The sequence below is a fragment of the Clostridium sp. OF09-36 genome, from assembly GCF_003481985.1.
GTDB lineage: Bacteria > Bacillota > Clostridia > Lachnospirales > Lachnospiraceae > Brotaphodocola.
This window is the reverse complement of the sequence record NZ_QUMD01000023.1, coordinates 32,481-55,206: the sequence shown is the minus strand read 5'-3', so window position 1 is coordinate 55,206 and position 22,726 is coordinate 32,481. Positions and strand designations below refer to the sequence as shown.

29 protein-coding genes and 3 pseudogenes are annotated in these 22,726 nt (G+C 46.6%); 27 read left to right on the top strand and 5 right to left on the bottom strand.

Translation table 11 applies throughout. The features are described from left to right. Positions 1-168: 168 nt before the first annotated feature. Positions 169-1,422: an ATP-binding protein gene (locus tag DXA97_RS15090; protein WP_118720955.1), complete on the bottom strand. Its 1,254-nt coding sequence runs from the start codon at positions 1,420-1,422 to the stop codon at positions 169-171. 135 nt (positions 1,423-1,557) lie between these two features. Beyond that, entirely contained in the window at positions 1,558-1,848 is a 291-nt protein-coding gene (locus DXA97_RS15085; RefSeq protein WP_147355580.1) for a hypothetical protein, read from the bottom strand. 175 nt (positions 1,849-2,023) lie between these two features. Here DXA97_RS15085 and DXA97_RS15080 point away from each other — a divergent pair, with 175 nt between their 5' ends. Continuing rightward, on the top strand, positions 2,024-2,836 hold the full coding sequence (locus DXA97_RS15080) for an alpha/beta hydrolase (protein ID WP_118720953.1): 813 nt from the start codon (positions 2,024-2,026) through the stop codon (positions 2,834-2,836). Between the two features lie 53 nt (positions 2,837-2,889). On the opposite strand, the gene DXA97_RS21115 is transcribed toward DXA97_RS15080, so the two are convergent. Next, on the bottom strand, positions 2,890-4,080 hold the full coding sequence (locus tag DXA97_RS21115) for a hypothetical protein (RefSeq protein WP_243032225.1): 1,191 nt from the start codon (positions 4,078-4,080) through the stop codon (positions 2,890-2,892). Then, positions 4,077-5,252 carry a type IIL restriction-modification enzyme MmeI gene (locus DXA97_RS15070; RefSeq protein ID WP_347561644.1) on the bottom strand — a complete coding sequence of 392 codons (1,176 nt, stop codon included), beginning with the start codon at positions 5,250-5,252 and terminating at the stop codon, positions 4,077-4,079. Before DXA97_RS15070 ends, DXA97_RS21115 begins: the two co-directional genes overlap by 4 nt. A gap of 182 nt (positions 5,253-5,434) precedes the next feature. Between DXA97_RS15070 and DXA97_RS15065 the strand changes: the two genes are divergently transcribed. The 23 genes and pseudogenes from DXA97_RS15065 to DXA97_RS14975 all read left to right on the top strand — a co-directional run bounded on the left by DXA97_RS15065 (position 5,435) and on the right by DXA97_RS14975 (position 20,294). Continuing rightward, entirely contained in the window at positions 5,435-5,794 is a 360-nt protein-coding gene (locus DXA97_RS15065; RefSeq protein WP_118235262.1) for a hypothetical protein, read from the top strand. A 215-nt stretch (positions 5,795-6,009) separates the two neighbouring features. Further along, positions 6,010-7,065, top strand: a complete 1,056-nt coding sequence (locus tag DXA97_RS15060; RefSeq protein ID WP_118720951.1) for a DUF6017 domain-containing protein — start codon at positions 6,010-6,012, stop codon at positions 7,063-7,065. Then, positions 7,034-7,252 carry a DUF5348 domain-containing protein gene (locus DXA97_RS15055; protein WP_118235264.1) on the top strand — a complete coding sequence of 73 codons (219 nt, stop codon included), beginning with the start codon at positions 7,034-7,036 and terminating at the stop codon, positions 7,250-7,252. The genes DXA97_RS15060 and DXA97_RS15055 overlap by 32 nt, the downstream gene beginning before the upstream one ends. A gap of 81 nt (positions 7,253-7,333) precedes the next feature. Then, positions 7,334-7,810, top strand: coding sequence for a PcfB family protein (locus tag DXA97_RS15050; RefSeq protein WP_117853068.1), 477 nt, complete (start codon positions 7,334-7,336; stop codon positions 7,808-7,810). Continuing rightward, positions 7,807-8,103 (top strand): annotated as a pseudogene (locus DXA97_RS15045) (type IV secretory system conjugative DNA transfer family protein); the annotation flags it as partial. The gene DXA97_RS15050 and the pseudogene DXA97_RS15045, both read left to right, overlap by 4 nt. A gap of 54 nt (positions 8,104-8,157) precedes the next feature. After that, positions 8,158-10,008, top strand: coding sequence for a recombinase family protein (locus DXA97_RS15040; protein ID WP_055304249.1), 1,851 nt, complete (start codon positions 8,158-8,160; stop codon positions 10,006-10,008). Between the two features lie 79 nt (positions 10,009-10,087). Beyond that, the gene (locus tag DXA97_RS15035; RefSeq protein ID WP_055304251.1) at positions 10,088-10,303 is read left to right on the top strand and encodes a transposon-encoded TnpW family protein; all 216 of its coding nucleotides are present in this window, start codon (positions 10,088-10,090) and stop codon (positions 10,301-10,303) included. A gap of 134 nt (positions 10,304-10,437) precedes the next feature. Beyond that, positions 10,438-10,740: a hypothetical protein gene (locus DXA97_RS15030; protein ID WP_055304253.1), complete on the top strand. Its 303-nt coding sequence runs from the start codon at positions 10,438-10,440 to the stop codon at positions 10,738-10,740. Positions 10,741-10,823: 83 nt separating this feature from the next. Then, positions 10,824-11,384: an RNA polymerase sigma factor gene (locus DXA97_RS15025; RefSeq protein WP_055304255.1), complete on the top strand. Its 561-nt coding sequence runs from the start codon at positions 10,824-10,826 to the stop codon at positions 11,382-11,384. After that, complete coding sequence (locus DXA97_RS15020; RefSeq protein WP_055304257.1) at positions 11,381-12,403, top strand: DUF4179 domain-containing protein; 1,023 nt, start codon at positions 11,381-11,383, stop codon at positions 12,401-12,403. The genes DXA97_RS15025 and DXA97_RS15020 overlap by 4 nt, the downstream gene beginning before the upstream one ends. Before the next feature lie 112 nt (positions 12,404-12,515). Continuing rightward, complete coding sequence (locus DXA97_RS15015) at positions 12,516-12,812, top strand: DUF3847 domain-containing protein (protein ID WP_117628576.1); 297 nt, start codon at positions 12,516-12,518, stop codon at positions 12,810-12,812. Positions 12,813-13,055: 243 nt separating this feature from the next. Next, positions 13,056-13,763 (top strand): MobQ family relaxase, encoded by a 708-nt coding sequence (mobQ, locus tag DXA97_RS22350; protein WP_347561643.1) that lies wholly within the window; start codon positions 13,056-13,058, stop codon positions 13,761-13,763. Beyond that, on the top strand, positions 13,649-14,572 hold the full coding sequence (locus DXA97_RS22345; RefSeq protein WP_347561642.1) for a MobA/MobL family protein: 924 nt from the start codon (positions 13,649-13,651) through the stop codon (positions 14,570-14,572). The genes mobQ and DXA97_RS22345 overlap by 115 nt, the downstream gene beginning before the upstream one ends. Before the next feature lie 16 nt (positions 14,573-14,588). Continuing rightward, the gene (locus DXA97_RS21110) at positions 14,589-15,683 is read left to right on the top strand and encodes a toprim domain-containing protein (protein ID WP_243107700.1); all 1,095 of its coding nucleotides are present in this window, start codon (positions 14,589-14,591) and stop codon (positions 15,681-15,683) included. Beyond that, positions 15,653-15,919, top strand: coding sequence for an AAA family ATPase (locus tag DXA97_RS21105; protein WP_243107701.1), 267 nt, complete (start codon positions 15,653-15,655; stop codon positions 15,917-15,919). Before DXA97_RS21110 ends, DXA97_RS21105 begins: the two co-directional genes overlap by 31 nt. Then, positions 15,916-16,224, top strand: coding sequence for a helicase RepA family protein (locus tag DXA97_RS21100; RefSeq protein ID WP_243107699.1), 309 nt, complete (start codon positions 15,916-15,918; stop codon positions 16,222-16,224). The genes DXA97_RS21105 and DXA97_RS21100 overlap by 4 nt, the downstream gene beginning before the upstream one ends. Next, positions 16,203-16,463: a hypothetical protein gene (locus DXA97_RS21095; protein WP_243107698.1), complete on the top strand. Its 261-nt coding sequence runs from the start codon at positions 16,203-16,205 to the stop codon at positions 16,461-16,463. Before DXA97_RS21100 ends, DXA97_RS21095 begins: the two co-directional genes overlap by 22 nt. A 156-nt stretch (positions 16,464-16,619) precedes the next feature. Continuing rightward, positions 16,620-18,122 (top strand): annotated as a pseudogene (locus DXA97_RS15000) (type IV secretory system conjugative DNA transfer family protein); the annotation flags it as partial. Continuing rightward, positions 18,115-18,327: a hypothetical protein gene (locus DXA97_RS14995; protein WP_005928546.1), complete on the top strand. Its 213-nt coding sequence runs from the start codon at positions 18,115-18,117 to the stop codon at positions 18,325-18,327. The pseudogene DXA97_RS15000 and the gene DXA97_RS14995, both read left to right, overlap by 8 nt. Before the next feature lie 210 nt (positions 18,328-18,537). Then, positions 18,538-18,690 (top strand): annotated as a pseudogene (locus DXA97_RS14990) (Maff2 family protein); the annotation flags it as partial. 142 nt (positions 18,691-18,832) lie between these two features. Beyond that, positions 18,833-19,057 carry a helix-turn-helix domain-containing protein gene (locus tag DXA97_RS14985; protein ID WP_015540949.1) on the top strand — a complete coding sequence of 75 codons (225 nt, stop codon included), beginning with the start codon at positions 18,833-18,835 and terminating at the stop codon, positions 19,055-19,057. A gap of 18 nt (positions 19,058-19,075) precedes the next feature. Further along, positions 19,076-19,495 carry a nuclear transport factor 2 family protein gene (locus tag DXA97_RS14980; RefSeq protein ID WP_025579721.1) on the top strand — a complete coding sequence of 140 codons (420 nt, stop codon included), beginning with the start codon at positions 19,076-19,078 and terminating at the stop codon, positions 19,493-19,495. Between the two features lie 34 nt (positions 19,496-19,529). Next, positions 19,530-20,294 carry an MBL fold metallo-hydrolase gene (locus DXA97_RS14975; RefSeq protein ID WP_015540951.1) on the top strand — a complete coding sequence of 255 codons (765 nt, stop codon included), beginning with the start codon at positions 19,530-19,532 and terminating at the stop codon, positions 20,292-20,294. A gap of 45 nt (positions 20,295-20,339) precedes the next feature. On the opposite strand, the gene DXA97_RS14970 is transcribed toward DXA97_RS14975, so the two are convergent. Further along, positions 20,340-21,161, bottom strand: coding sequence for a helix-turn-helix transcriptional regulator (locus tag DXA97_RS14970; protein WP_025579723.1), 822 nt, complete (start codon positions 21,159-21,161; stop codon positions 20,340-20,342). Positions 21,162-21,693: 532 nt separating this feature from the next. Between DXA97_RS14970 and DXA97_RS20295 the strand changes: the two genes are divergently transcribed. The 3 genes from DXA97_RS20295 to DXA97_RS14950 are packed head-to-tail and all read left to right on the top strand — an operon-like array spanning position 21,694 to position 22,535. After that, positions 21,694-21,885: a hypothetical protein gene (locus tag DXA97_RS20295; protein ID WP_172455309.1), complete on the top strand. Its 192-nt coding sequence runs from the start codon at positions 21,694-21,696 to the stop codon at positions 21,883-21,885. Next, on the top strand, positions 21,886-22,224 hold the full coding sequence (locus tag DXA97_RS14955) for a DeoR family transcriptional regulator (protein WP_025579728.1): 339 nt from the start codon (positions 21,886-21,888) through the stop codon (positions 22,222-22,224). Beyond that, entirely contained in the window at positions 22,221-22,535 is a 315-nt protein-coding gene (locus DXA97_RS14950; protein ID WP_025579729.1) for a DUF3847 domain-containing protein, read from the top strand. Before DXA97_RS14955 ends, DXA97_RS14950 begins: the two co-directional genes overlap by 4 nt. Positions 22,536-22,726 lie beyond the last annotated feature (191 nt).

Here is a 22,726-nt window from a genome sequence, read left to right as displayed (position 1 = left end):
TATTGCTCTATATGTCTATATTCTTATCGAATGTATGTTCTTTTTCTGCCAGCACAGATATGTGCACTATCGAATCATGCCAGTTATTGCATATCAGGAATCAAAAGCAAGCAATTCATCCCACCACCTGAAGAGGATGGGAGAATTCTTGCAGTGTTACGTTAAATCTTAACTAATGATATATTTTGTGCCTTTGCCTTTGCCTTCCACTGTAATCACGCCCTTTTGACACATTTCTTTCAGTAGCTTTGTTGTCTTTGATTTGCCAAAAGGAACATACGGTGCAACTTCGCTGATTGGCTTCAGCATCGTCTTGCTCAAAAGCTTATAAATCACTATTTCGTCTTCCGTTAAATCAGCATTTTTTTCAAATATCGGAAGTACAATTTTTATGGCATTTTCTGAAACTTCAAAATCCGGTTTTATCAAGCCTTCTGCATACAGTTGTTTTATTCTTGTGATTCCCGTTCCGAATATCTCTACGAATCCTAATCTGTAAAATACATTGGCAAGATTTCTATTTCTTAACACAGAAAGTTTTCCTGCCAAATATTCTTCTTCCGTTATTCCAGACGGCAACCCACCAGGAGAAACAATTTCGATTCGATCATCGAACATCGAAACTCTGATTTGCGAATCCACATCCCATACCCTATGAATCAGAGCATTGGCGATTGCTTCTCGGAAAGCTGCTTCCGGTATTTTCTCCATCTTCTTTCGATCAGCACCTTGTATTACTTCGTATTGATAATAGTCTCTGAATACCTCGATTGCCTTTTCATATACCTCTAAAACCGATACATTTTCAAAGGTTGATCTCTTTTGAATGATGCTGATGTTTTCTCCGAATTTGACAATATCAATTCCGGGAAAATGATTTTTATCTGCCAAAAGCCCTGCTGCATTATTGAATCCATTTCCATCGTTATACAGGTTCAATGTCTTCAGCGTGTCCTTGTCAAAATTTTCAATCCGGACAGTTTCTTTCAGTTTACGATGTAAAATTTCAAAAGACAGTTCCTGATCTTTGCAAGGCAATTCTTCAAATCGAATATTTTTCCCATCCAGTACGAGCCTTGAAAACTCCAGAGTGTCTACTTCTATCGTTGCTGTATCATTCCGCTTGTATGCTTTCGATTTATATAGATATGGCTTCTGAAGTCCGCTTTTCACAGTAAGTTTTATCGTCTGGTCATTATTCTTTATCTCAAGCGTATAGTCCGGCTGCGGTGTAATGCTGTCATTGATTTTGTTTTCAATATCCAAACATGCTTGCTTTACATCCGGCAAACCTTTTATATTTCCATCATCATCTATACCAAAAAGGACGGTTCCTCCGTCATAATTTGAAAAGGCACTGACTGTTTTTAAAAATGTGTTCGTGATTGTTTCCTTGAACTCTAATATTCTTGTTTCACGCATACCAATCGCCTCCATTTCTGTCTTATTGAATATATTATATGCAGAAATACGCAAAAAAGCAATCGTATTTTTTTTACGATTGCTTTTTTGATTGTTTTTATTGTGTATTCAAAAGTATCTGTTCCTAAGCAGCAACTAAGTGCCCTGCAACTTGATTTCAACACACTCTTTTTGTGTCTCTTTGTCTTTTGCAATTTTGAAATCATCACCAAGTGTAGCAGAAAAGTCCAAACCCTTCTCTTCTTCACGGATAAAACCAGTTCCATTTTCAATGTCCTCTGCATCTCCTTGTTGAAGTTTGAGCCTTGCAGAGAACCATCCTTTTAATATAATCTTTCTGCCATAGTTATACACCATCCTTTCTAATATATATGATGGAGAATGGGATAGAAAATAAATCGATTTGGGGAGTTTGAAGTGATTCAATGTAAAATATTCATTTTTACATTGATTTACTGAAATTTCGGTATAGGTAAAATACTATATTTTTGTAGGTGATTAGTAAATTTAATAGATTCTTTCGTTCTGGTTTGTATTAATTGTGATACAATGATGGTAGCTGAATTGTAGCGTTTGCTTATGGTAAAGGAGGGTTTACTATATGAGCACATTTAAAACAAATGACAACGTGGAAATCTATTATGACATTAAAGGAGAAGGAAGACCGCTGCTGATGCTGCCGGGCTGGACATGCTCGACAAAATTCTGGAAAAAGAATGTTGATGAACTGGCAAAATCCTGTAAGGTGATCACCATGGATCTTCGCGCACACGGAGAGTCCGAAAAAGTTCTGCACAGCCATAGAATTTCTCGGTATGCCATGGATGTGAAGAATCTGCTGGACTATCTGGATATCAAAGATGTTACTGGACTTGGCTGGTCCATGGGCGCATCAATTTGGTGGAGCTACATCGAACTTTTTGGAAACGATAGACTAAGCGGACTGATTTGCGTGGACCAGTCTCCTGCTCAGTATATCGGACCTGATTGGCAATGGGGACAGAAAGGTTGCTATGATGTTGAGTCATTTATCAGATTGTGCTGTGGAATTCAAGCGGATCCAGAAGGCTCTGCAGCTGGACTGATCACTGGATGCTTAAATCATACACCGGATCCAGAAGATGCCAAGATGCTGGCAGCCGAAGCCAATAAGTGCCCGCCTTATGCACGCATTGAAATTATGCGTGATCATACAAATTTGGATTGGCGCGACTTTATCCCGCACATCAACCTGCCTACCCTTGTCTGTGTTGCCAAAAAGAGTAACATTTTCGACTGGCATGGTAGTGCCTGGGTTGGCGAAAACATTCCGGGAGCCAAGACTGTATTCTTCGAGGATTCCGGGCATATGCTTTTCTGGGACGAAGCAGATAAATTCAACAAAGAAGTGGCGGACTTTGTTTGCAACCACTGACAGATATGAAAAAGGCAGGACCAAAATCCTGCCTTTCTGTTCTATATAAATACTTATCGACTGTAACTTTTTCCTCGTTTTTCTATTCTCTGCGTCTTAGCACCAATCTCAATGTCCGGTGCGGAGCTTGCCAGCTTATCTTTGACCATATCCATATAATCATCAATCTGCCCCTCCATCCGAAAAACTGCGTGCTGACCAAGTATCTCCCGGTAAGCCCGATGCACATGAGGGGTTTCTTTATAGATATCACGGACTATCTCCATCGGCTCGTCTGTTCCGTATTCTCTCTTCCATTGTTTCACTTGTTTATCCAGATCCGTACAATATCCAGATGCAAAGCGAACATACCCTTTTGCCTCAGCTGGATCGGTACAAATGAGGTCTTCCGCCGTACTTTGCTGCTCTTCAAAGCATAACAGCTTCACACAATTTTTCTTTCCTACTGGCACTTCCCAGCCGTTTTTACATTCTGCTGTTTCCACGCTCACTAAATCTGGATCAAAATACACCATACCGGCAACGCCTTTTCTGCCATAAATCTGCTTATAGAGTTCTAATGCTTTCCGCCGTACTTCCAGCCAATCAACAGTATATTCTGTCCTTTTCCCATGTTTTGGAAATTCTCTTCTCAGCCCTTGCTTTGCTTCTTCTATCATCTCATCCATAGCATAAGTCGATGGTCTATTGGTGCGAATAAAACGATGCGGTGATGGCCGGTAAGACAGGTTTCCTCCATCCAACACATACTTAATCTTTTCCATATCTTCAAGCAGCTCTGGATTGTGCTCATACTCCGGATAAGCAGGTACAGGCATCATGCGACCACCTACCATCAAATCAATACCGTCCTCAAAGATGTTATAATTGTCATCAGTCATAATCCCAATTGACGCAGCACCCAAGCGCATATCCGGCTCCGTCTCCTGATACACGAAAAAATGGCTTAAAACTAAGGGATTATCGCATCGAAGAAACAGTGGACTGCTCTCACTTTTTACACGCAAAATCTTTAAAACTGTCCATCGTTCCCTACGGAAAATTTGGTGATCGGCAGTTAAAATTCCACAACGAACTGCTTCTGGATGGTCGTCCGGTGAGCGATAGAAAGATACTGTCATAACCAGACCATACCACTTATTATTATCCGAGTGCCTCAACACGGCATTGTAATCTTTCCATGGATAATCCGGTTCAGTTTTGTATTGCTGGCGGCAATAATCGAACACTTCCTCTCTGGTCATTTTCTACCTCTGGCATTTTCTTTTTCTGTTAATTCCTGATACATTTTCATTAGTTCAGCTACGCAACTGCTTTCCGTAGTAGTCCTAATATCAAAGCCGTAATCCTGCATTACTGCCTTATCATTCTGTTGATGTGCCTTTCGAAGTTCTGAGGGCATGGTTAGTTCGTCGTATAGATCTGCGAGACTGCTATCAGGATAGATGGCACGTGCGTCAAGAATAGCCTGCGCTGTCTGCTCAATTTTCTGCTTCTGTTGCTCCGTTGGTAATGGCCATGGGAAATTATTATAAACGATATCTTTTGAATATCGATAATCGCTTTTTAATCTTCCGCATACAACACGCATCCAGGCCATATGTACATTTGAGGTAAGTATTCCAAAGTGATATAATGTAGCGTCCGGAATGATTTTTACAAGATTGCTGTAAAAAATTTCCGGTGTAAAAAATCCTATCGGGATATATCTTCGTCTTTGCGACGAAACCTCTGGGACAACAATATAGTTTCCTTTTGGCATATTTTCAACATGAAAACGCGTCGGTCTTTCAGCTAATTTTATTGTACCTGCACTTGGGCTGGCAAGACGATACTCCCTTACCTTATTAATTCTATCCATGCACAAAGGCATTTTTCTAAGTTCAGCTGGGCTACACTCTCCAAGCCATAAACAATATCGTGGTGCTTGATTTATAAATTCTCTGGATCCATACCAAGGTCGAAAATATTTTTTTGATCCAGGTTCCTTTTTTATAAAATCCTCCATTTCTTCTTTTTCAAATAGATAAAATCCACCATCTATCGGCTTATTTCCAATGCCTATTTCTGGGACATTACAAAGCGGTTTATTTCTACTTTCAACAAAAATATCCTCAGCATCAAGCAGATAACCATTGATATTTTTAACAGCTTGGTACCTCTCCTCTGTAAATAATTTCTTCTGTTTCGTATTCACAGCAATGCTAAATCCAATGATTACACAATGAACATGGGCTTTAATTTTTGCCTCACTATCCCATCTAAATGTATGATAAGCAAAATCAATATGAACTCCTTCCTCAAATAAAGGCTTCCACAAATTCGCAACGCTTTCACCTTGTGACACAGAATTGGTAGATACTAATGCGCTGCGTATAGCTGTATTTTTCATAAAATCCGTGCATTTTTTATTGATTTGATAGACGCAAAACCTTTTATAAGTCCTCGCAAATGTTTATAAAACCTTGCGAAAATGGCTTAAAATCAAGGTTTTCCGCATATCGTCATTTATCTTGCCGTATCTCCACATAATCTCGTTTTGTAAGCGCGGGCGGCAAAAAAGCGTCAAGCGCAGCACCGAAAATGAAGGAGGACGACATGAAAAACGTACTTTTAGACAAGGGTATTATACTCCCGTCCGGCGAAATCAACAAGGATAAAATCAACCTTGTAGCCGGAGCAATCACGCAGCCGTTCGCGGAAATGGTATGGGTAACGACAGGCGGCGACATGGAAACCATTAACCGCTTGACGGACGTATTTGTAACCATGAACACCCCCGCAGACAGGGAAAAACTTTTTAAGGTTGTCAAGCTGCTGTACGGGCTTATGGGCTTGCCCTTTTCTGAGGAAGCCGAGCCTATGGGCGCAGACCCCGACGTATTGGAATACTTCCTGTTTTCCCTTACGGCTGACTTTGGCGAAGTCATGCAGGACATAATCGCCGACGACAATTAAATACAGACCCGCACAGGCGGCGTTTCTTACTCCCACACCGGGAGAACAGGAACGCCGCTATTTTTATGCCCTCATGTTACGCAGTAGGAGCAGAAAAAGCCTTGATTTATGCGGTTTTGCGGGCGCGTTTTTCGTGCGGTAAGGGATTTATACCTTTTCCCTCAAAATCGCCGTTCTACTGCGTAACAAATCCACAGCAAAGGAGTGATGAAGCTATGGCAGTTTTCCGCGTGGAAAGGACAACGGGCTACACCGTAATGAGCAACCACCACTTACGCAACAAGGAGCTTACCCTAAAGGCAAAGGGGCTGCTTTCTCAAATGCTGTCACTTCCCGAAAATTGGGACTATACCCTTGCGGGGCTGTCCTACATCAACCGGGAAAGTATCGACGCTATCCGTACCGCCATTTGGGAGCTTGAAAAAGCCGGATATATCACAAGGCGGCAGGGGCGCGACGAGAAAGGAAAAATGACCGCTATCGAGTACACCATTTACGAGCAGCCGCAGCCGCCGGGATTGGATTATCCGATATTGGAAAATCCAACAGCGGCTAACCCGATATTGGAAAATCCGACAACGGATAATCCGACGTCGGAAAATCCAACGCAAATAAATAAAGATATATCAAGAACTAACTTACCAAAAAAAGAAAAATCAAATACGGATTTATCAATTACCCATTCCATTCCTATCCATTCCGGGCGTTTGGAACAAACGCCTATCCCTCTGCCTTATGGCGAGGACGAAACGGCACAGCCGCAGGAAAGGAAAAGAACGGAAAGGAACGACGCTTATAGAGTGTATGAGGAAATCATCAAGGACAATATCGAGTATGACATTCTCTTGCAGGATATGAAGTTTGACCATGACCGTCTGAATGAGATTGTTGACATTATCCTTGAAACACTCTGTACGTCAAGAAAGAAAATCCGTATTGCCGGGGACGATTACCCCGCCGAACTTGTGAAGTCAAAGTTTATGAAGCTGAACAGCGAACATATCCGCTTTGTGCTTGACTGTATGCAGGAGAACACCACCAAAATCCGCAACATCAAGCAGTACCTAAAGGCGGTGCTTTTCAATGCCCCGTCTACCATTGACAGCTACTATACTTCCCTTGTCGCTCACGATATGGCAAGCGGCGCACTTGCACCGAGAAAGCCGAAGTACGGCGACCCGGACTATTACACCTACAATGAGGCGAAAGCCTGTAAACGAAAAAAGGAGGATTTACCACATGACACAGAAAACAGGAGCTTTGATTTTTGATGAAACCGCTGACCGCTACGACATTCGCTTTGATATTGCCGACTATTACGGCGGCTTGCATTGCGGCGAGTGCATGGACGTATTCACAGGCGGCAAATGGAAGCCTACCCGCATTGAGTACGGGGACAACTGGTATCTTGTAGGTATCCGCGCCGAGGATTTGAACGGGCTGCGGGTACGGATTTAACAGGGCGGCGTGAAGAACGGACGCCCTTTTTTCACGCCCAAAAGAACACTATCACTATCGGGAAAGGAGGAACGGTAAACATTGCAAGATGAAATCAACGAAAAAGTGGTTGCGCTCTCTGTCAAGGGAGCAAAGCTGACCGCTGAAATGCTGCAAAAGGCAATCAAAGCCATGCTTGCACAGGCAAAAAAGCAGCAGGAAAAACAGCCCCACGGGAAGCAGACCCTAAAGCAGCTTGCGAAGCAGAACGCGGGGCTTTCCAACATTGAGATAACCGAGGGCAATATCAAAGCCTTTGAGCAGACGGCAAAAAAATACGGTATCGACTTTGCCCTAAAGAAAGACAGCACCGAAACGCCGCCCCGTTATCTTGTATTTTTCAAGGGGCGGGACGCGGACGCTCTGACCGCAGCCTTTAAGGAGTTTTCCGCAAAGAAGCTGACACAGGAGCAAAAGCCCTCTATCCGAAAGGCACTTGCCACATTCCGGGACGCAGCAAAGCAGCTTAATGCGAACCGTCAAAAGACAAAACACAAGGACAGGGAGGTATCGCTATGAAGCCGAATATCAAGAAGCTGCTTATCCTAAACGCCCCCTATCTGCTCTTTGTGTATCTCTTTGATAAAGTCGGACAGGCGGTGCGGCTCTCTCCGGGGGCTGACCTCTCCGGCAAGCTGCTTTCCATTGGCAGCGGCTTTTCTGCCGCCTTTTCAAATGCCCTGCCGAGTTTCGCCCCTATGGACTTGCTTATCGGCATTGTCGGGGCTGTCGTTATCCGGCTTGCGGTCTATGTGAAAGGCAAGAACGCAAAGAAATACCGTAAGGGCATGGAGTACGGCTCTGCACGTTGGAGTGCATAATCTTAACTGTAAACAACGACTTTATGGACGCAGGAGGATATGCACATGAGCAATTACAATAAAATCACAGCCCTTTACTCCCGCCTTTCCGTAGGCGACGAAGACAGGGACGGCGGCGAGAGCAACAGCATACAGAACCAAAAAATCTTTTTAGAGAACTACGCCAAAGGACAGCACCTAACCAATATCCGCCACTACATTGACGACGACGAAAGCGGCAGGTTCTTTGACCGTTCCGCTTATTCCCGCATGATTGAAGATGTGGAAAGCGGCAAAATCGGTGTCTGCATTATGAAAGACCTTACCCGCTGGGGGCGCGACTATCTCCAAGTTGGCAACGCTATGGAGATTTTCAGACGGAACAATGTACGCTTTATCGCAGTCAACAACGGTATAGACAGCGAAAACCCCGACACATTAGAGTTTGCCCCCTTTATCAATATCATGTCGGAGTGGTACGCAAAGGACATCAGCAAGAAAGTGAAAACGGGCATTAAGACCAAAGGCATGAGTGGAAAGCCGATTGCCACCGAAGCCCCTTACGGCTATATCAAAGCCCCGGACAACAAGGATTTTTGGATAATCGACGAGGAAGCCGCCGAGGTTGTACGCCTTATTTTCCGTCTGTTTTTGGACGGGAAAAACCGAAACCAAATCGCCGTATATCTGACACAGGAGCAAATCCCAACCCCCACTTTCTACATGAAAGACCGCGGGCGGGGAACTTGTAAAAATAAGACGCTCAACGAGGATAACCGTTACAAGTGGAACAAAGCCACGCTGACCCATATCCTCACGCGGCAGGAGTATTGCGGCGATGTAGTCAACTTCAAGACCACAAAGCATTTCCGGGATAAGCGAAACCACTATGTAGACAGAAGCCAGTGGCACATCACAGAAAATGTGCATGAGCCGATTATTGACCGCACCGACTTTGAAAATGTGCAGCGGATTTTGGAAAACGCACCTGTCAAACGCCCCAACGGGGACGGAGAAATCCACCCTCTGTCCGGCTTGCTTTTCTGTAAAGACTGCGGTGCAAAAATGCACATTCGCATAGATTACCGAAACGGCGGCAAGCGCCATGTTGCCTATTGCAGCGAGTACCACAAGGGAAAAGCCAAAAATCCCAAGTGCAGCTCCCCGCACATCATGGACGCGGATCTGCTTATGCAGACCGTCGCAGATGTGCTGAAAAAAATCGCGGAATACTCTATCAGCAACCGGGCAGAGTTTGAAGCCTTAGTGAAAAAGAGCCTTGCCATGCAGCAGACCGACAAGACAAAGAAACAGCAGAAGCGTATCCCGCAAATCACGACGCGCCTTGAACAGATTGACAAGGTGCTGAATAAACTTTATGAGGACAACGCGCTGGGTACTATCCCACAAGACCGCTATGAGCAGATGTCGCAGAAGTATTCCGAAGAATACTACTCACTGAAAGCCGAGCTTGAACAGCTTAGGGAACAGCTATCCGCTTTTGAGAACGCGGGAGGACGGGCGCAGAAGTTTGTAAAGCTGATAGACCGTTACGCTGACTTTACCGACCTTACCCCGACTATCCTCAACGAGTTTATCAGCCGGATTGAAGTGCATGAGCGTGACAAGAAAAGGGCGAAACAGGCTATTCAGCATATCGGGATATATTTTAACCATATCGGCAGATTTGAAAATGAACTGACACAGCTTGCAGAGCCGACAGAGCAGGAAATCCGGCAAATGCGTGAGGAAATCGAAGAAGCAAGAAAGGAAAAGAGCCGCGCCTACCACCGCAACTATTCAAGAGAATACCGGGCGAGAAATCTTGAAAAGAGGCGGGAGTACGACCGTATCAAAGCGCGGGAATATCGGGCGAAGAAAAAGGCGCAGGCTGCCGCCGCACTGTCCGCACCATAAAACAGAATAGCAACATCATAGAGGGATTTTCCGAACTACGGGAAGTCCCTTTTTTACGCCCGGAGAAAGGAGTAACCTATTGACAGAAAAGAAAGGAACACCCACCCCGCCGACCAAACCGGACGGAGTTATCACGACACAGAGAAACGGGCAGACCATTGTTGCGGAGCTGTTTTTTAACCACAACGCCACAGAAACATTCTCCGACAAGCTGCTGAAAACGATACTTGCCGACAGTCTGCGTTTTTCTGCGTCTGACGGTCAAGAGCCGGAAAAAACAGAAATCTTGCGATAACAGCCGCCCCGACGATACATTCCCCGTTTGGGCGGTTTTTATCGTCAAAAACGCAGTTTTCCCCAAGTCAAGAGCCGAGGAAAACACCCGAAAAACACCCCTATTGCGTAACAGGGACGCAGAAAGGAGCTTGCATGAGAACAGGGCTTACCAAACAGGAAAAGACCACCGATATATGGTTTGACGAGAAAGACCCCCTTATCCATATCCGCACCCACAACACCAACCTCAAAAAGCGGCTTGCCGCTTATGCCGAGCAGTACCCCGACGAGTGCTACCAGACCGACACAGACCACGAAACAGGCTGCATGGAGTTTGATATTGCAAAGGGGCGTTTCTCTTTCCGTCTGACCGCCCCATACAATGAGCAACGCCGGAGAGCCGCCAGCGAAGCGGCGAAAGCTAACGCAAGCAATCTCACGCGAAGTGTGGTATAATTTTTTGAAAAAGTTTGAGATTTGATGTAGTATTCGTCGTTAAAACCGTAGTATATAGGTGAAGCCGGAGAGGAGGCGGTGCAATGATAGAGGATGAAAAAATCATAGAAATGTTTTTTGAACGTTCAGAACAAGGCATACGGGAGTTGGATATAAAATACGGAACAGTCTGCCACAATCTTTCCTATCATATCGTAGGAAGTAGGCAGAACGCAGAGGAATGTGTAAACGACGCTTATTTAGGTGTATGGAACACTATTCCCCCTGCACGACCTAACCCACTTTTATCCTATGTTCTGAAAATCGTTCGGAACATTTCAATCAAAATTTATTGGAGAAAGGAAGCAGCCAAACGAAGCAGCCATTACACGATTGCTTTGGAGGAAATTGAAACCTATGTAGCAGATACTCACACAGTAGAAGCAGAAATTGAAGCTAAAGAATTAGCCCGTATCATTGAAAGTTTTTTAGATACGCTGACTACTGAAAACCGCGTTATTTTCATGCGCCGCTATTGGTTTTCTGACAGCTACAAAGACATAGCCGAGGTTGTGGGGCTTTCAGAGAAAAATGTCTCTGTCCGGCTGACCCGTATCCGCGAAAAGATGAAACAATATTTAATTGAAAGAGAGGTCTTTATATGAACGCAAAGAAGTTTTCCGACGCTATGAGCGAGCTTGACAACAAATACATTGACGAAGCCCTTAACTATAAGAAAAAGGTCAAGAAGCCCATTTGGATTAAATGGGGAGCTATGGTAGCCAGTTTGCTCCTTGTTTTTACCATGTCTGTTCCAGCATTAGCGGCAGCAGATTTTGGACCAGCTTATAATCTACTCTACAAGGTATCTCCGGCAATTGCCCAAAAGTTAAAGCCTGTTAGTATGTCCTGCGAGGATAATGGGATTAAGTTTGAAGTAATTTCGGCTTATGTTGAGGGTAGCGAAGCAAAGATTTTTATTTCCGTACAAGATATTGACGGAGATAGAATTGATGAAACGACAGATTTGTTTGATAGCTTTAGTATCAATACACCTTTTGATTGTAGCAGTTCGTGTGAAAATATAAGCTATGACACCGAAACAAAAACCGCCACTTTCCTAATTTCTATATCACAATGGAATGAAAAAGACATTATTGGTGAGAAAATTACTTTTTGTGTCCGAGAAATGCTGAGCAATAAGCAGGAATATGATGCGATATTGACAGATTTGGATTTGACCCAAATTAGTGCTACACCAAAAACAATTACCCCGACTCAAATTTGGGGTGGTGGGGGAACAAACTACAATGAAATGGAAAACAATTTTCAGGCATTGAAAACAACAGGTATTCTGTGTTCCCCTATTGCTGAGGTAGATATTACAGCCATGGGATATGTGGATGGGAAATTGCATATACAAGTCAAGTACGAGGATAGTTTAGAAACGGATAATCATGGCTATATCTATTTCAAAAATGACAAAGGAGAGGAAATCCACTGTATCGCAAATATTGCATTTTCTACTGATAGTGAACATCAAGAACGGTATGTGGAATATGTTTATGATTTGTCAGATGTTGATTTAACCCAATATAAAGTATATGGATATTTTGTTACGAGCGATACACATATCGAAGGAAATTGGAGTGTTACTTTCCCTTTAGAAAGCATAAGTCAATAAGTTTTCGTAGTTACCGATATAAATACAAACCAAATAATTCAATGAGAGCAGCCTTTTTCACACAAAAACGGCTGCTCTTTTCTATGCTATGAGCAGAAAGGAGCGATCAACCATGACAAAGCCAAGAGAGAAAACCCGCGAGGAACTGCAAGCCGAAATCGAGGACGGAAAAAAGAAAATCCGGCAGTTTGAGAACCGGGAAAAGGTGCTGCGGCAAAAGCTGTCGCAAGAGGAACGCCGGACACGCAGCCACCGCCTTATTGTCCGAGGCGCAGTCTTTGAAAGCATTGTGCCGGAAGCAAAGAACATGAGCGACGAGGAAGCCGCAGCACTTCTTAGGTTTGCACTGACGAGTGAGCTGGTACGGGAATATCTGAAAAAACGAGCCGAGAACGGGAACGCTGAATAAATCCCTTAGACACTAAGGGCGCACTTATACACCCTAACGGGCGTGTGCGCTCTGCCGAGGGCTTTATCTTAAGCACAGGGATTTTACCCCGCGCTACGATTGGCGGCTTTGCCGCAGACAGGGGACGCTACACTTCCCCTGCGACAGCTTGCGCTGTCTACCCTTTTGTGTACTTGCGGAAACCGAACACCTTGCTACGCAAGCTATTCATTTTCCACAAGTTTTATATCCGCTATACTGGAGGTGATACCCATAGCCATTTACCATTGTAACATCAGCATAGTCAGTCGGGGCAAAGGCAAATCAGCAGTTGCCGCAGCCGCCTACCGAAGCGGCGAAAAGCTGACAAACGAGTGGGACGGAATGACCCACGACTACACCCGCAAAGGCGGCGTTGTCCATACCGAAATCATGCTGCCGCCCCATGCCCCGCCCTCTTTCTCTGACCGTTCTACCCTATGGAACAGCGTGGAACTTTATGAGAAAGCCGGGAACGCCCAGCTTGCGCGTGAGATTGACGCAGCACTCCCCATAGAATTATCACGAGAGGAACAGATACGGCTTGTCCGGGAATACTGTTCCTCTCAATTTGTTTCTAAAGGAATGTGCGTGGATTTTGCTATCCATGACACCGACAGCGGCAACCCCCATTGTCATATCATGCTGACCATGCGACCACTTGACGAGCGCGGCGCGTGGGCGGCGAAGTCTAAAAAGGAATATGACCTTGATGAAAACGGGGAGCGCATACGCTTGCCGAATGGCAGATACAAGACCCACAAGGTTGACCTCACAGGCTGGAACGACAAAGGCAACGCCCTCTTGTGGCGCAAAGCGTGGCTGATATTTCAAACAGCTATCTTGAACGCGCCGGAAGCACAGAGCGTATCGACCACCGCAGCAACGCCGAGAGAGGAATTGACGAGATACCTACTGTCCACATGGGCGTAGCCGCCTGTCAAATGGAGAAGAAAGGCATAGCCACCGAGAAAGGCGAACTGAACCGGGCTATCCGCAAATCAAACAGACTGATAAAGGAAATCCGGGCGCAGATCGGCAACCTCAAAGAATGGATTGCCGGACTGCTTGCGGCGTGGGAAACTTCCCCAAGAAAACAACAACCGCCAAAATCTCCGAACCTTGCAAATCTTCTGATGAAGTATTTGGGCGTTCAGAGGGAAAAGAGCCGGAAGTATTCGCAGAGCTGGCAGCACCAACACGCAGCCGACGAACTGAAAACCATATCACAGGCAGCCAATTATCTTGCGGAGCATGGTATCTCTACACTTGACGAGTTGGACGCTTCTCTTTCCTCTGTCAGTGATGAAGCCTTTTCTATCCGGGAGGGAATGAAAGCCGCCGAGCAGCGCATGAAAGAGCTGCAAAAGCTGATAGAGAACGGAGAGAATTATTTGCAGTATAAGCCCATTCATGCCGAACTAAAAAAGCTGAAAAACGGCTGGACGAACAAACGGGATAAGTATGAGGAAGCCCACCGCGCCGAGCTGACCTTATGGAACGCAGCAAGCCGCTATCTCCATGCAAATCTGACGGATACAAAGACGCTGCCTATCTCCAAATGGAAACAGGAATACGCCGACCTCAAAGAGCAGAGAGATACTGACTACACCAAACTGAAAGCTACCCGCGCCGAAGTTGCCGAGCTTCAGAAGATACGCAAGTGCGTCGATATTGCGCTGAAAGCCGAGCAGCCGGAGCAAACACAGAGCCGCACCAAGCGGCACGATATAGACCGCTGAAAGGAGTTGAAATTTTATGTATTACACCCAAGAACAAATAGACTGCGCCAACCAAGCCGACCTTGTTTCTTTTCTGCAAGGACAGGGCGAGCAGCTTACCCGCGCCGGACAGGAATACCGCTGGAAACGGCATGACAGCTTGACTATTCGGGGAAACAAATGGTACAGGCACAGCCAGAGCAAAGGCGGCGCACCCATTGATTTTGTCATGGAGTTTTTCGGAAAGAGCTTTACCGAAGCCGTAGAACTGCTGACAGGAGAAAAAGGCGCAGCACCGCCGCCGGACAGACCAAGCCCCGCGTCCTTTTCTGACTTTCGACTGCCGCCCCACAACACCGACAACCACATAGCGAGGAACTTCCTCACAGCCGCCCGCCACATTGATGAAGATGTGTCGGGCTTTTTCTTTTCCACCGGGGATATTTACGAGGAAGCCGCCCACCATAACGCCGTATTCGTAGGACGGGACGAGGACGGAGTACCACGATACGCCCACCAACGCGGCACAGCCGGGAACTTCCGGCTTGATGTGAAAGGCAGCGACAAAGCCTTTAACTTCTGCTATCGGGGCGAGGGCGAAAGATTGTTTGTCTTTGAAGCCCCTATTGACCTGTTATCTTTTCTCTGTCTGTTCAAAAAGGACTGGCAGAAGCAAAGCTATCTTGCGCTGGGTGGCGTGGGAGATAAAGCCCTTATGCGCTTTCTCTCTGACCGCCCGAACATCAAGACCGTATATCTCTGCCTTGACAGCGACCAAGCCGGAAACGACGCTTGTAGCCGCCTTGTGGAGCTTATGCCGGAGGGCTTGACCGTCCACCGCCTTATCCCTCTTTTCAAAGACTGGAACGAGGTGCAGACGCGCCGGGGCGAAATCACAGACGGGAAATATCTGCGGGAAGCTGTCTATGGATTGAAAGAACCGCCACAGGAAGAAACCGTTGAGATTATCCGCATGAGCGAGGTTGACACACAGACCGTTGAATGGCTATGGGAGCCGTATATCCCCTTTGGGAAAGTAACCATAGTACAGGGCAACCCCGGCGAGGGAAAGACCACCTTTGCGCTGCGCCTTGCCGCTGCCTGTACACTGGCGGGACGCTTCCGGGCATGAAGCCCATACAGCCGTTTCAAGTTATTTATCAGACCGCCGAGGACGGTTTGGGAGATACCGTCAAACCCCGCTTGATAGAAGCCGCCGCAGACCTTGACCGGGTGCTTGTGATTGATGAAGCAAAACGGGAGCTTACCCTGTCCGACGAGCGCATAGAGAAAGCAATCATACAGAACGGGGCGCGTCTGATTATCCTTGACCCCATACAGGCGTATATGGCGACAAAGCCGACATGAACAAGGCAAACGAGGTGCGCCCCATTTTTCGCCGCCTTGCCGAAGTTGCGGAGCGTACCGGGTGCGCCGTTATCCTTATCGGACACCTTAACAAAGCTGCCGGAGGACAGAGCGCATACAGGGGCTTAGGTTCTATCGACTTTAGAGCCGCAGCAAGGAGCGTCCTTTTAATCGGGCGCGTGAAGCGTGAGCCGAATGTGCGTGTTATCATTCACGACAAATCTTCCCTTGCGCCGGAGGGAAAGCCCGTTGCCTTTTGCCTTGACCCGGAAACAGGCTTTGAGTGGATAGCGAATATGATATAACTGCCGACGAGCTGCTGTCCGGCGCGGGCGGCAACAACGCCACCAAAACCGAACAGGCTGAAAAGCTGATACTTGACCTACTGGCAGACGGAAAAGAACTTGCCAGCGAGGACATAGAGAAAGCCGCAGCCGACGCGGGAATTTCTGCCCGTACTGTCCGGGCGGCAAAGAAAAACCTTGACGGGCGCATTACCTCAAAGCGTATCGGCGCAGCATGGTATCACGCCCTAAAAAAGTGAACTGGCAAAATCCAAGTGGCAAAACCCAGATACCTTGCCACTTTGCCACTTCGCCACTTCAACCATAATCCCACAGCCCCATGTATGACCGCGTGGGGCTTTATCGTGGAAAAAAGAGCATATGTCGCGTCAATAACTCTAAAAAGCACTTGACAAAACGCTTCATGGGGCAATGCCGAGGATATAAAGCCGTATATCGACCCCATTTTTGAAAATAACGTGCTGCTGACGCAGACCGAACGGCTGATGATGTCAAGCCGCCCGAAGCACCCGAAATATGCACGAAACAAAAATGTACTTGTCATCGGCGGCTCCGGCAGCGGCAAAACGAGGTTTTTTGTAAAGCCCAACTTAATGCAAATGCACAGCAGCTATGTAGTCACTGACCCGAAAGGAACGGTTTTAATCGAGTGCGGGAAGCTCTTGCAGCGGGGCGGGTACAAAATCAAAGTGCTAAACACCATCAATTTCAAGAAATCCATGCGGTACAATCCCTTCGCCTATCTGCGCAGCGAAAAGGATATTTTGAAACTGGTAAATACCATTATCGCCAACACCAAAGGCGACGGGGAAAAATCCGGCGAGGATTTTTGGGTGAAATCGGAACGGCTTTTTTACTGCGCCCTTATCGGCTACATCTGGTACGAAGCCCCGGAGAATGAGAAAAACTTTACGACGCTGCTTGAAATGATAAATGCGTCGGAAGCCCGCGAGGACGACCCGGAATTTCAATCCCCCGTTGACCTCATGTTTGAACGCTTGGAGGAAAAAGACCCGGAACATTTTGCGGTGCGCCAGTACAAGAAGTTTTTGCTGTCTGCCGGAAAAACAAGAAGCTCTATCCTCATTTCCTGCGGTGCGCGTCTTGCCCCCTTTGACATTCGGGAACTGCGCGAGCTGATGGAAACCGACGAAATGGAGCTTGACACCTTAGGCGACCGAAAGACCGCGCTTTTTGTTATTATCTCCGACACCGACGACACCTTTAACTTTGTTGTATCAATCCTTTACACACAGCTTTTCAATCTGCTTTGTGACAAGGCAGATGATGTGTACGGCGGGCGGCTACCTGTTCATGTGCGCTGTCTGCTTGACGAGTTTGCAAATATCGGGCAGATACCGAAGTTTGAAAAACTCATTGCCACGATAAGGAGCCGCGAAATCTCCGCGTCCATCATCTTGCAGAGCCAGTCGCAGCTAAAGGCTATCTACAAGGACAACGCCGATACCATTGTCGGCAACTGCGATACGACCCTGTTCTTGGGCGGCAAGGAGAAAACGACCCTTAAAGAAATGTCGGAAATCTTGGGGAAAGAAACCATTGACAGCTTCAACACTTCCGAAACAAGAGGACGGGAGCTTTCCCACGGGCTGAACTATCAGAAGTTAGGCAAGCAGCTTATGAGCGAAGATGAAATTGCGGTCATGGACGGCGGGAAATGTATCTTGCAACTACGCGGGGTGCGTCCGTTCTTCTCCGAAAAATACGATATTACCAAACACCCGAAGTACAAGTACCTTTCCGACTTTGACAAGAAAAATGCCTTTGACATGGAAAAGCACTTGCGCCGCCGTCCTGCAATCGTAAAGCCGGACGAGGTATTTGACTATTACGAAGTTGACGAAGCAGATTTGCAGGAGGACACAGAAAATGAATAAGCGTATCAGAAAGAAAAAGGCAAAACAGCAGCTAATCCGGGCTATCAGCGGGCTTGTGGAAGCTGCCGAGGAAATGCAGCGGGAACAGGAACGCAGGACAAGACAGGCAGGTATTTCCTATATCAAGTATATCGAAGCTGTCCGGGAACGGCAGTACGGCATTATGCCTGTCTACACACCACTTTTTGAAAAGGAGGGAGCTTAAAGTAAAAATAATAAACACGGGCTACATGGTACGCGCCCCTACTCCTTGCGCGTATCGCGGCAGGAAGCCGCACCCTTACAACTGAATACCGCCGCGCCGCAGCAACAAACGCAGCGCGGGGACTTATGACCGCGGCAGTTATCGAAAACTGACCGCCGTTTTTTATGCCCTTTTTCGGGCAGCCGCACAGCGGCAGAAAGGAGTTATATTATGGCATTTTTCAACAGCGCAGTAGGCGTTTTACAGACACTCGTTATCGCTCTCGGAGCAGGTCTTGGCATTTGGGGCGTTATCAACCTCTTGGAGGGCTACGGAAATGACAACCCAGGTGCAAAAAGCCAGGGCATGAAGCAGCTCATGGCTAAGTAGATGTAATCAAGAAAAGAAAGGAAAAGCACAATCCAGACGGAACCGGCGGTTGTGTCAAGAAATATTTGTGGAATAGCAAGAACTTTGATATAATGGGAACAGAAACCCCGGAACCGGGAGAAAGGCAGGAGGATAAATGCACATAAGCTATAAACCCCTCTGGCACACGCTGGTTGAGCGCAATATGAGGAAAGAGGACTTGCGGATTGCCGCCGGTCTTACCACAAATATGATTGCCAACATGGGTAAAGGCAAAAACATCAGCATGGAAACGCTGGTTCGTATCTGCGAAGCCCTGAATTGTGGCATTTTGGATGTAATTGAATTAGAGCAGGACAAAGACGCTGAAAAATTAAATTGACAAGGAAGGCGCTGCGAAATGGACAATAGAGAAAAAATTATCAGACTTTGGTTTGATATGTGGCTTGCAAAAAAAGATTTGGGTATATTTAATGTATTTTCTGATAATGCCGTATATATTGAAAGTTGGGGGCCAGAGTACCACGGCTCCAAGAAAATAAAACTTTGGTTTGAGGAATGGAATACCCGTGGAACTGTCTTGCAATGGGACATCAAGCAATTTTTCCATAAAGGCAATCAAACCATTGTTGAATGGTATTTCAAAAATAAGATGGACGCCGGTAACGTAGAAGCGTTTGATGGAATGTCACTGATAGAATGGACGCCAGATGGCAAGATTGCTCTCTTAAAAGAATTTGGTTGTAACGAAAATCGGTATGACCCTTATAAAGATGGCAATATACCACATTTCAGAGATGAAAATGCAAAGTGGTTTTAACTGGAAATTCAGTTGCTGGAGGTAATTATGTGGAATGGATAATTGGTTTACCATTGAGCAAATAGACCGTGATACATTCTCTATTAGCGAATACAAGCACTGGGAAGAAACACATTGTTATCTATTATGTGGGGAAAAATATGCTATTCTCATTGATACAGGTTTAGGCGTTTCCAACATCAGAAAAATTGTGGACTCTCTGACAAAGCTGCCTGTTATGACAGTTACAACTCATGTTCATTGGGATCACATTGGCGGGCATAAGTATTTTGATAATATCGCCGTACATGAAGCGGAAAAGGACTGGCTATCGGTCAGGTTTCCGATACCATTGCAAGTTGTGAAGAATAATTTGACAAGGCTTCCTTGTGATTTTCCAAGAGATTTTGATATTAACGCTTATCAGATTTTTCAAGGTATCCCACAAAGAATTTTACACGATGGCGATTTTCTAAATTTAGGCGGGCGGGAAATTCAAGTTGTTCACACGCCGGGACATTCTCCCGGACATTGTTGCTTTTACGAACCAGAACGAAACTATTTGTATTCCGGGGATTTGATATACAAGGGAAGCCTGGACGCATTTTACCCAACTACCGACCCGAAGCTATTCTATCAATCTATAAGGCGAATACGGAAATACAATATAAAAAAAGTTCTGCCCGGACACCATCAGTTGGATATTCCCGTTTCTTTGATAGCCGATATTGAAGCCGGATTTGCACAATTAGAGAGAGCCGGAAAACTCAAACAGGGAAATGGATTGTTTAAGTTTCAGGATTTCCAAATTCATATATAATCAAAGCTGCCGTTGCAGGAACAACCATTCCCACAACGGCAGTTTTCATTTCCACGGCCTGCGCCGGAAGTTCATACCGGACTGTTTTATCAGCGGGGATTTCTTGAACAGCTTCTTCAAAAGGCTTCGTTCCTCTTGTGAGAGCCGCTTATATTTAAGCTGAAACGCCTTGCAGAATATCTCCGTGAATTGCTGAACCCTGTCCCCCGGCGATTGCATGGCCTTTTGTACTTCCCGTATCAGTTCATCGGCGGGCGTGGTATCCGGCGCACTTTCACTGTCATTTTCGTGCGCCTTGCGTATGTCGTGGAGAATGGCATCCCATGTTTTGTGCGTCACATGGCAGAAGAAATCTTCTTCCTCTACCTGACAGGCTTCCAATACTTTGATTGCCCGGTCTGCCGTAGCTTCGGGATGTTCTTCCAGTATCATAGCCCGTAAAGCAGCCAGTGAGCTGTTTGTGTCATGAAAGTGCATGGTTGCTATCCCGTCCACATAGATTTCTGCGTCTGCCAACAGTTCCCTGAATTTTTCATGGGAGATAATCTCACACAGCAGCCGGTTGTTGAAGCGTTCACTTTTCAGCAGTTCCACGACTTCATCACTCAAATGTAATTCTTCTATCGGCGTGTTTTCATATTTCCGATTGTTGGTAAGGCCGAGCAGATAGTCAACGGACACCTGATAAAAGTCTGCCAGCTTCAACAGGCTGCCGTGATTGATTTCCTTGTATTCATCGTTGTCGTTTTCATAGCTGCCGAGGGCTGATTTTGAAATGCCGGTTTCCTGCGCCAGTTCTTCCAGATTTAAGCCCCGTTCCACCCGTAAATCTTTCAGGCGTTCCTGTACGGAAATGCGGGTTTTCATAGATACATCGCTCCTTCCTGCGGCTGGCTGCCGCCGTCCATCCCATTATACCATACCCGTTCCGCAATCGTGGAAATTTTCGTTTTTGGGACGGTTTTCCTACTTTGTGGATATACGGGAGAAGGCTCAAAAATGTGCCATAATGGGCTTAGTTCATCGATGGATTATTCCAATCGAATGACCGGCCTGTATGGGATATGCTCCTCGGCGATGTAGCGCAACGACTTGCGGCAGGGAAATGGAGGAACCATGACCGCAACGAGCGTACCAAAGGGAGCGAAACGCCGTTGTGAGAGCCAGGGGCAGGAACGACATCAGGGAGAACCGGCGAAAATGAACACCGAATTGATACCGAAACACAACAATCCGATAGGGCATAGTCTACCCTATCCGTAATACTACGGGGGATTTCCGGGCGGCTCTATGGCCGCTTTTCCCTTGAAAATCGCCCCGAAACACAACACTAAAATCTGTTATCCGTCTATTGCGGCTGTTACGGCTGAAATGGGCGGATTTTTGTTTAAGGAGCACCATGCCGAGAATGCCGAAAAAGAGGAAGCTGGAACTGTCTTTCTTCCTCAATGAACGGGGGCGGGTAACGTACAACGACCTTTGCCGGAAATGCCAGCGTACTTGCAAGCAGAGTTTCCGGGCGGTCATTGTGGACTGCCCCCATTATCTTTCCAAACGCTCAAAACGAAAAGTAAAGGAGGACACCGATTGAATGGAAGTTGAATTTATGACCGCAGACACCCCCTTGCCGCCCTGTATGCCGCTGCCGAGAGCCATGCTGCGGCTCCCGATCAGCAGCACCGCCAAGGTCATGTACGCCCGGATGTTGGATATTGTTTTTGTATCCGGCATAGAGGACACCAATGGGATTTTATTTATCCATTTCCCCATCGTGGAACTGGCGGCGGCACTTGCCCGCAGCACCATGACCGTGAAGCGTTCCCTGAATGAATTGGAGGACGCCGGACTGATACTGCGAGTGCGTCAGGGCTTCGGGGAACCCAACAAGATATATGTACTCATTCCGAAAAAGGAGGACAGCCGCCTATGAATGAAAAGCTGGAAGCACTCAATCAGGAGATAGAGAAAACGGAAAAGAAGCTGCAGAGGGCGCAGCATGAAGAAAAGATGTTGGAACACCAGATAAAGACGCTGACACGGAAGGAACGGACGCACCGGCTTTGCACCAGAGCCGCCATGCTGGAAAGCTACCTTCCCCACCCGGAAGCCATCACGGATGAACAGGTCAGTTTGTTCTTGAAGCTGCTGTTCCACAAAGACAGCACTCGTCAGCTCATGGAAAAAGTATTTGCCGGTAACGGTAATTTTCAGGGAGAGGACGCAGGCCGGAAACGGCCATGATTGCTTTCAGAGCCGCAGCCCGTGGACTGCCCCTCTGAAAGAGGGCGCAACTATACACCACCTGAGGTAGTGTGTTGCGCCCTGCCGGGGCTTCCTGCGGAAAGCGGATGATTGCCCGCAGCGTTCCGGCTCCAGCCAATCATCACAGGGGAAGCTACACTTCCCCTGCGCTGGCTGCCGCCAGCTACCCC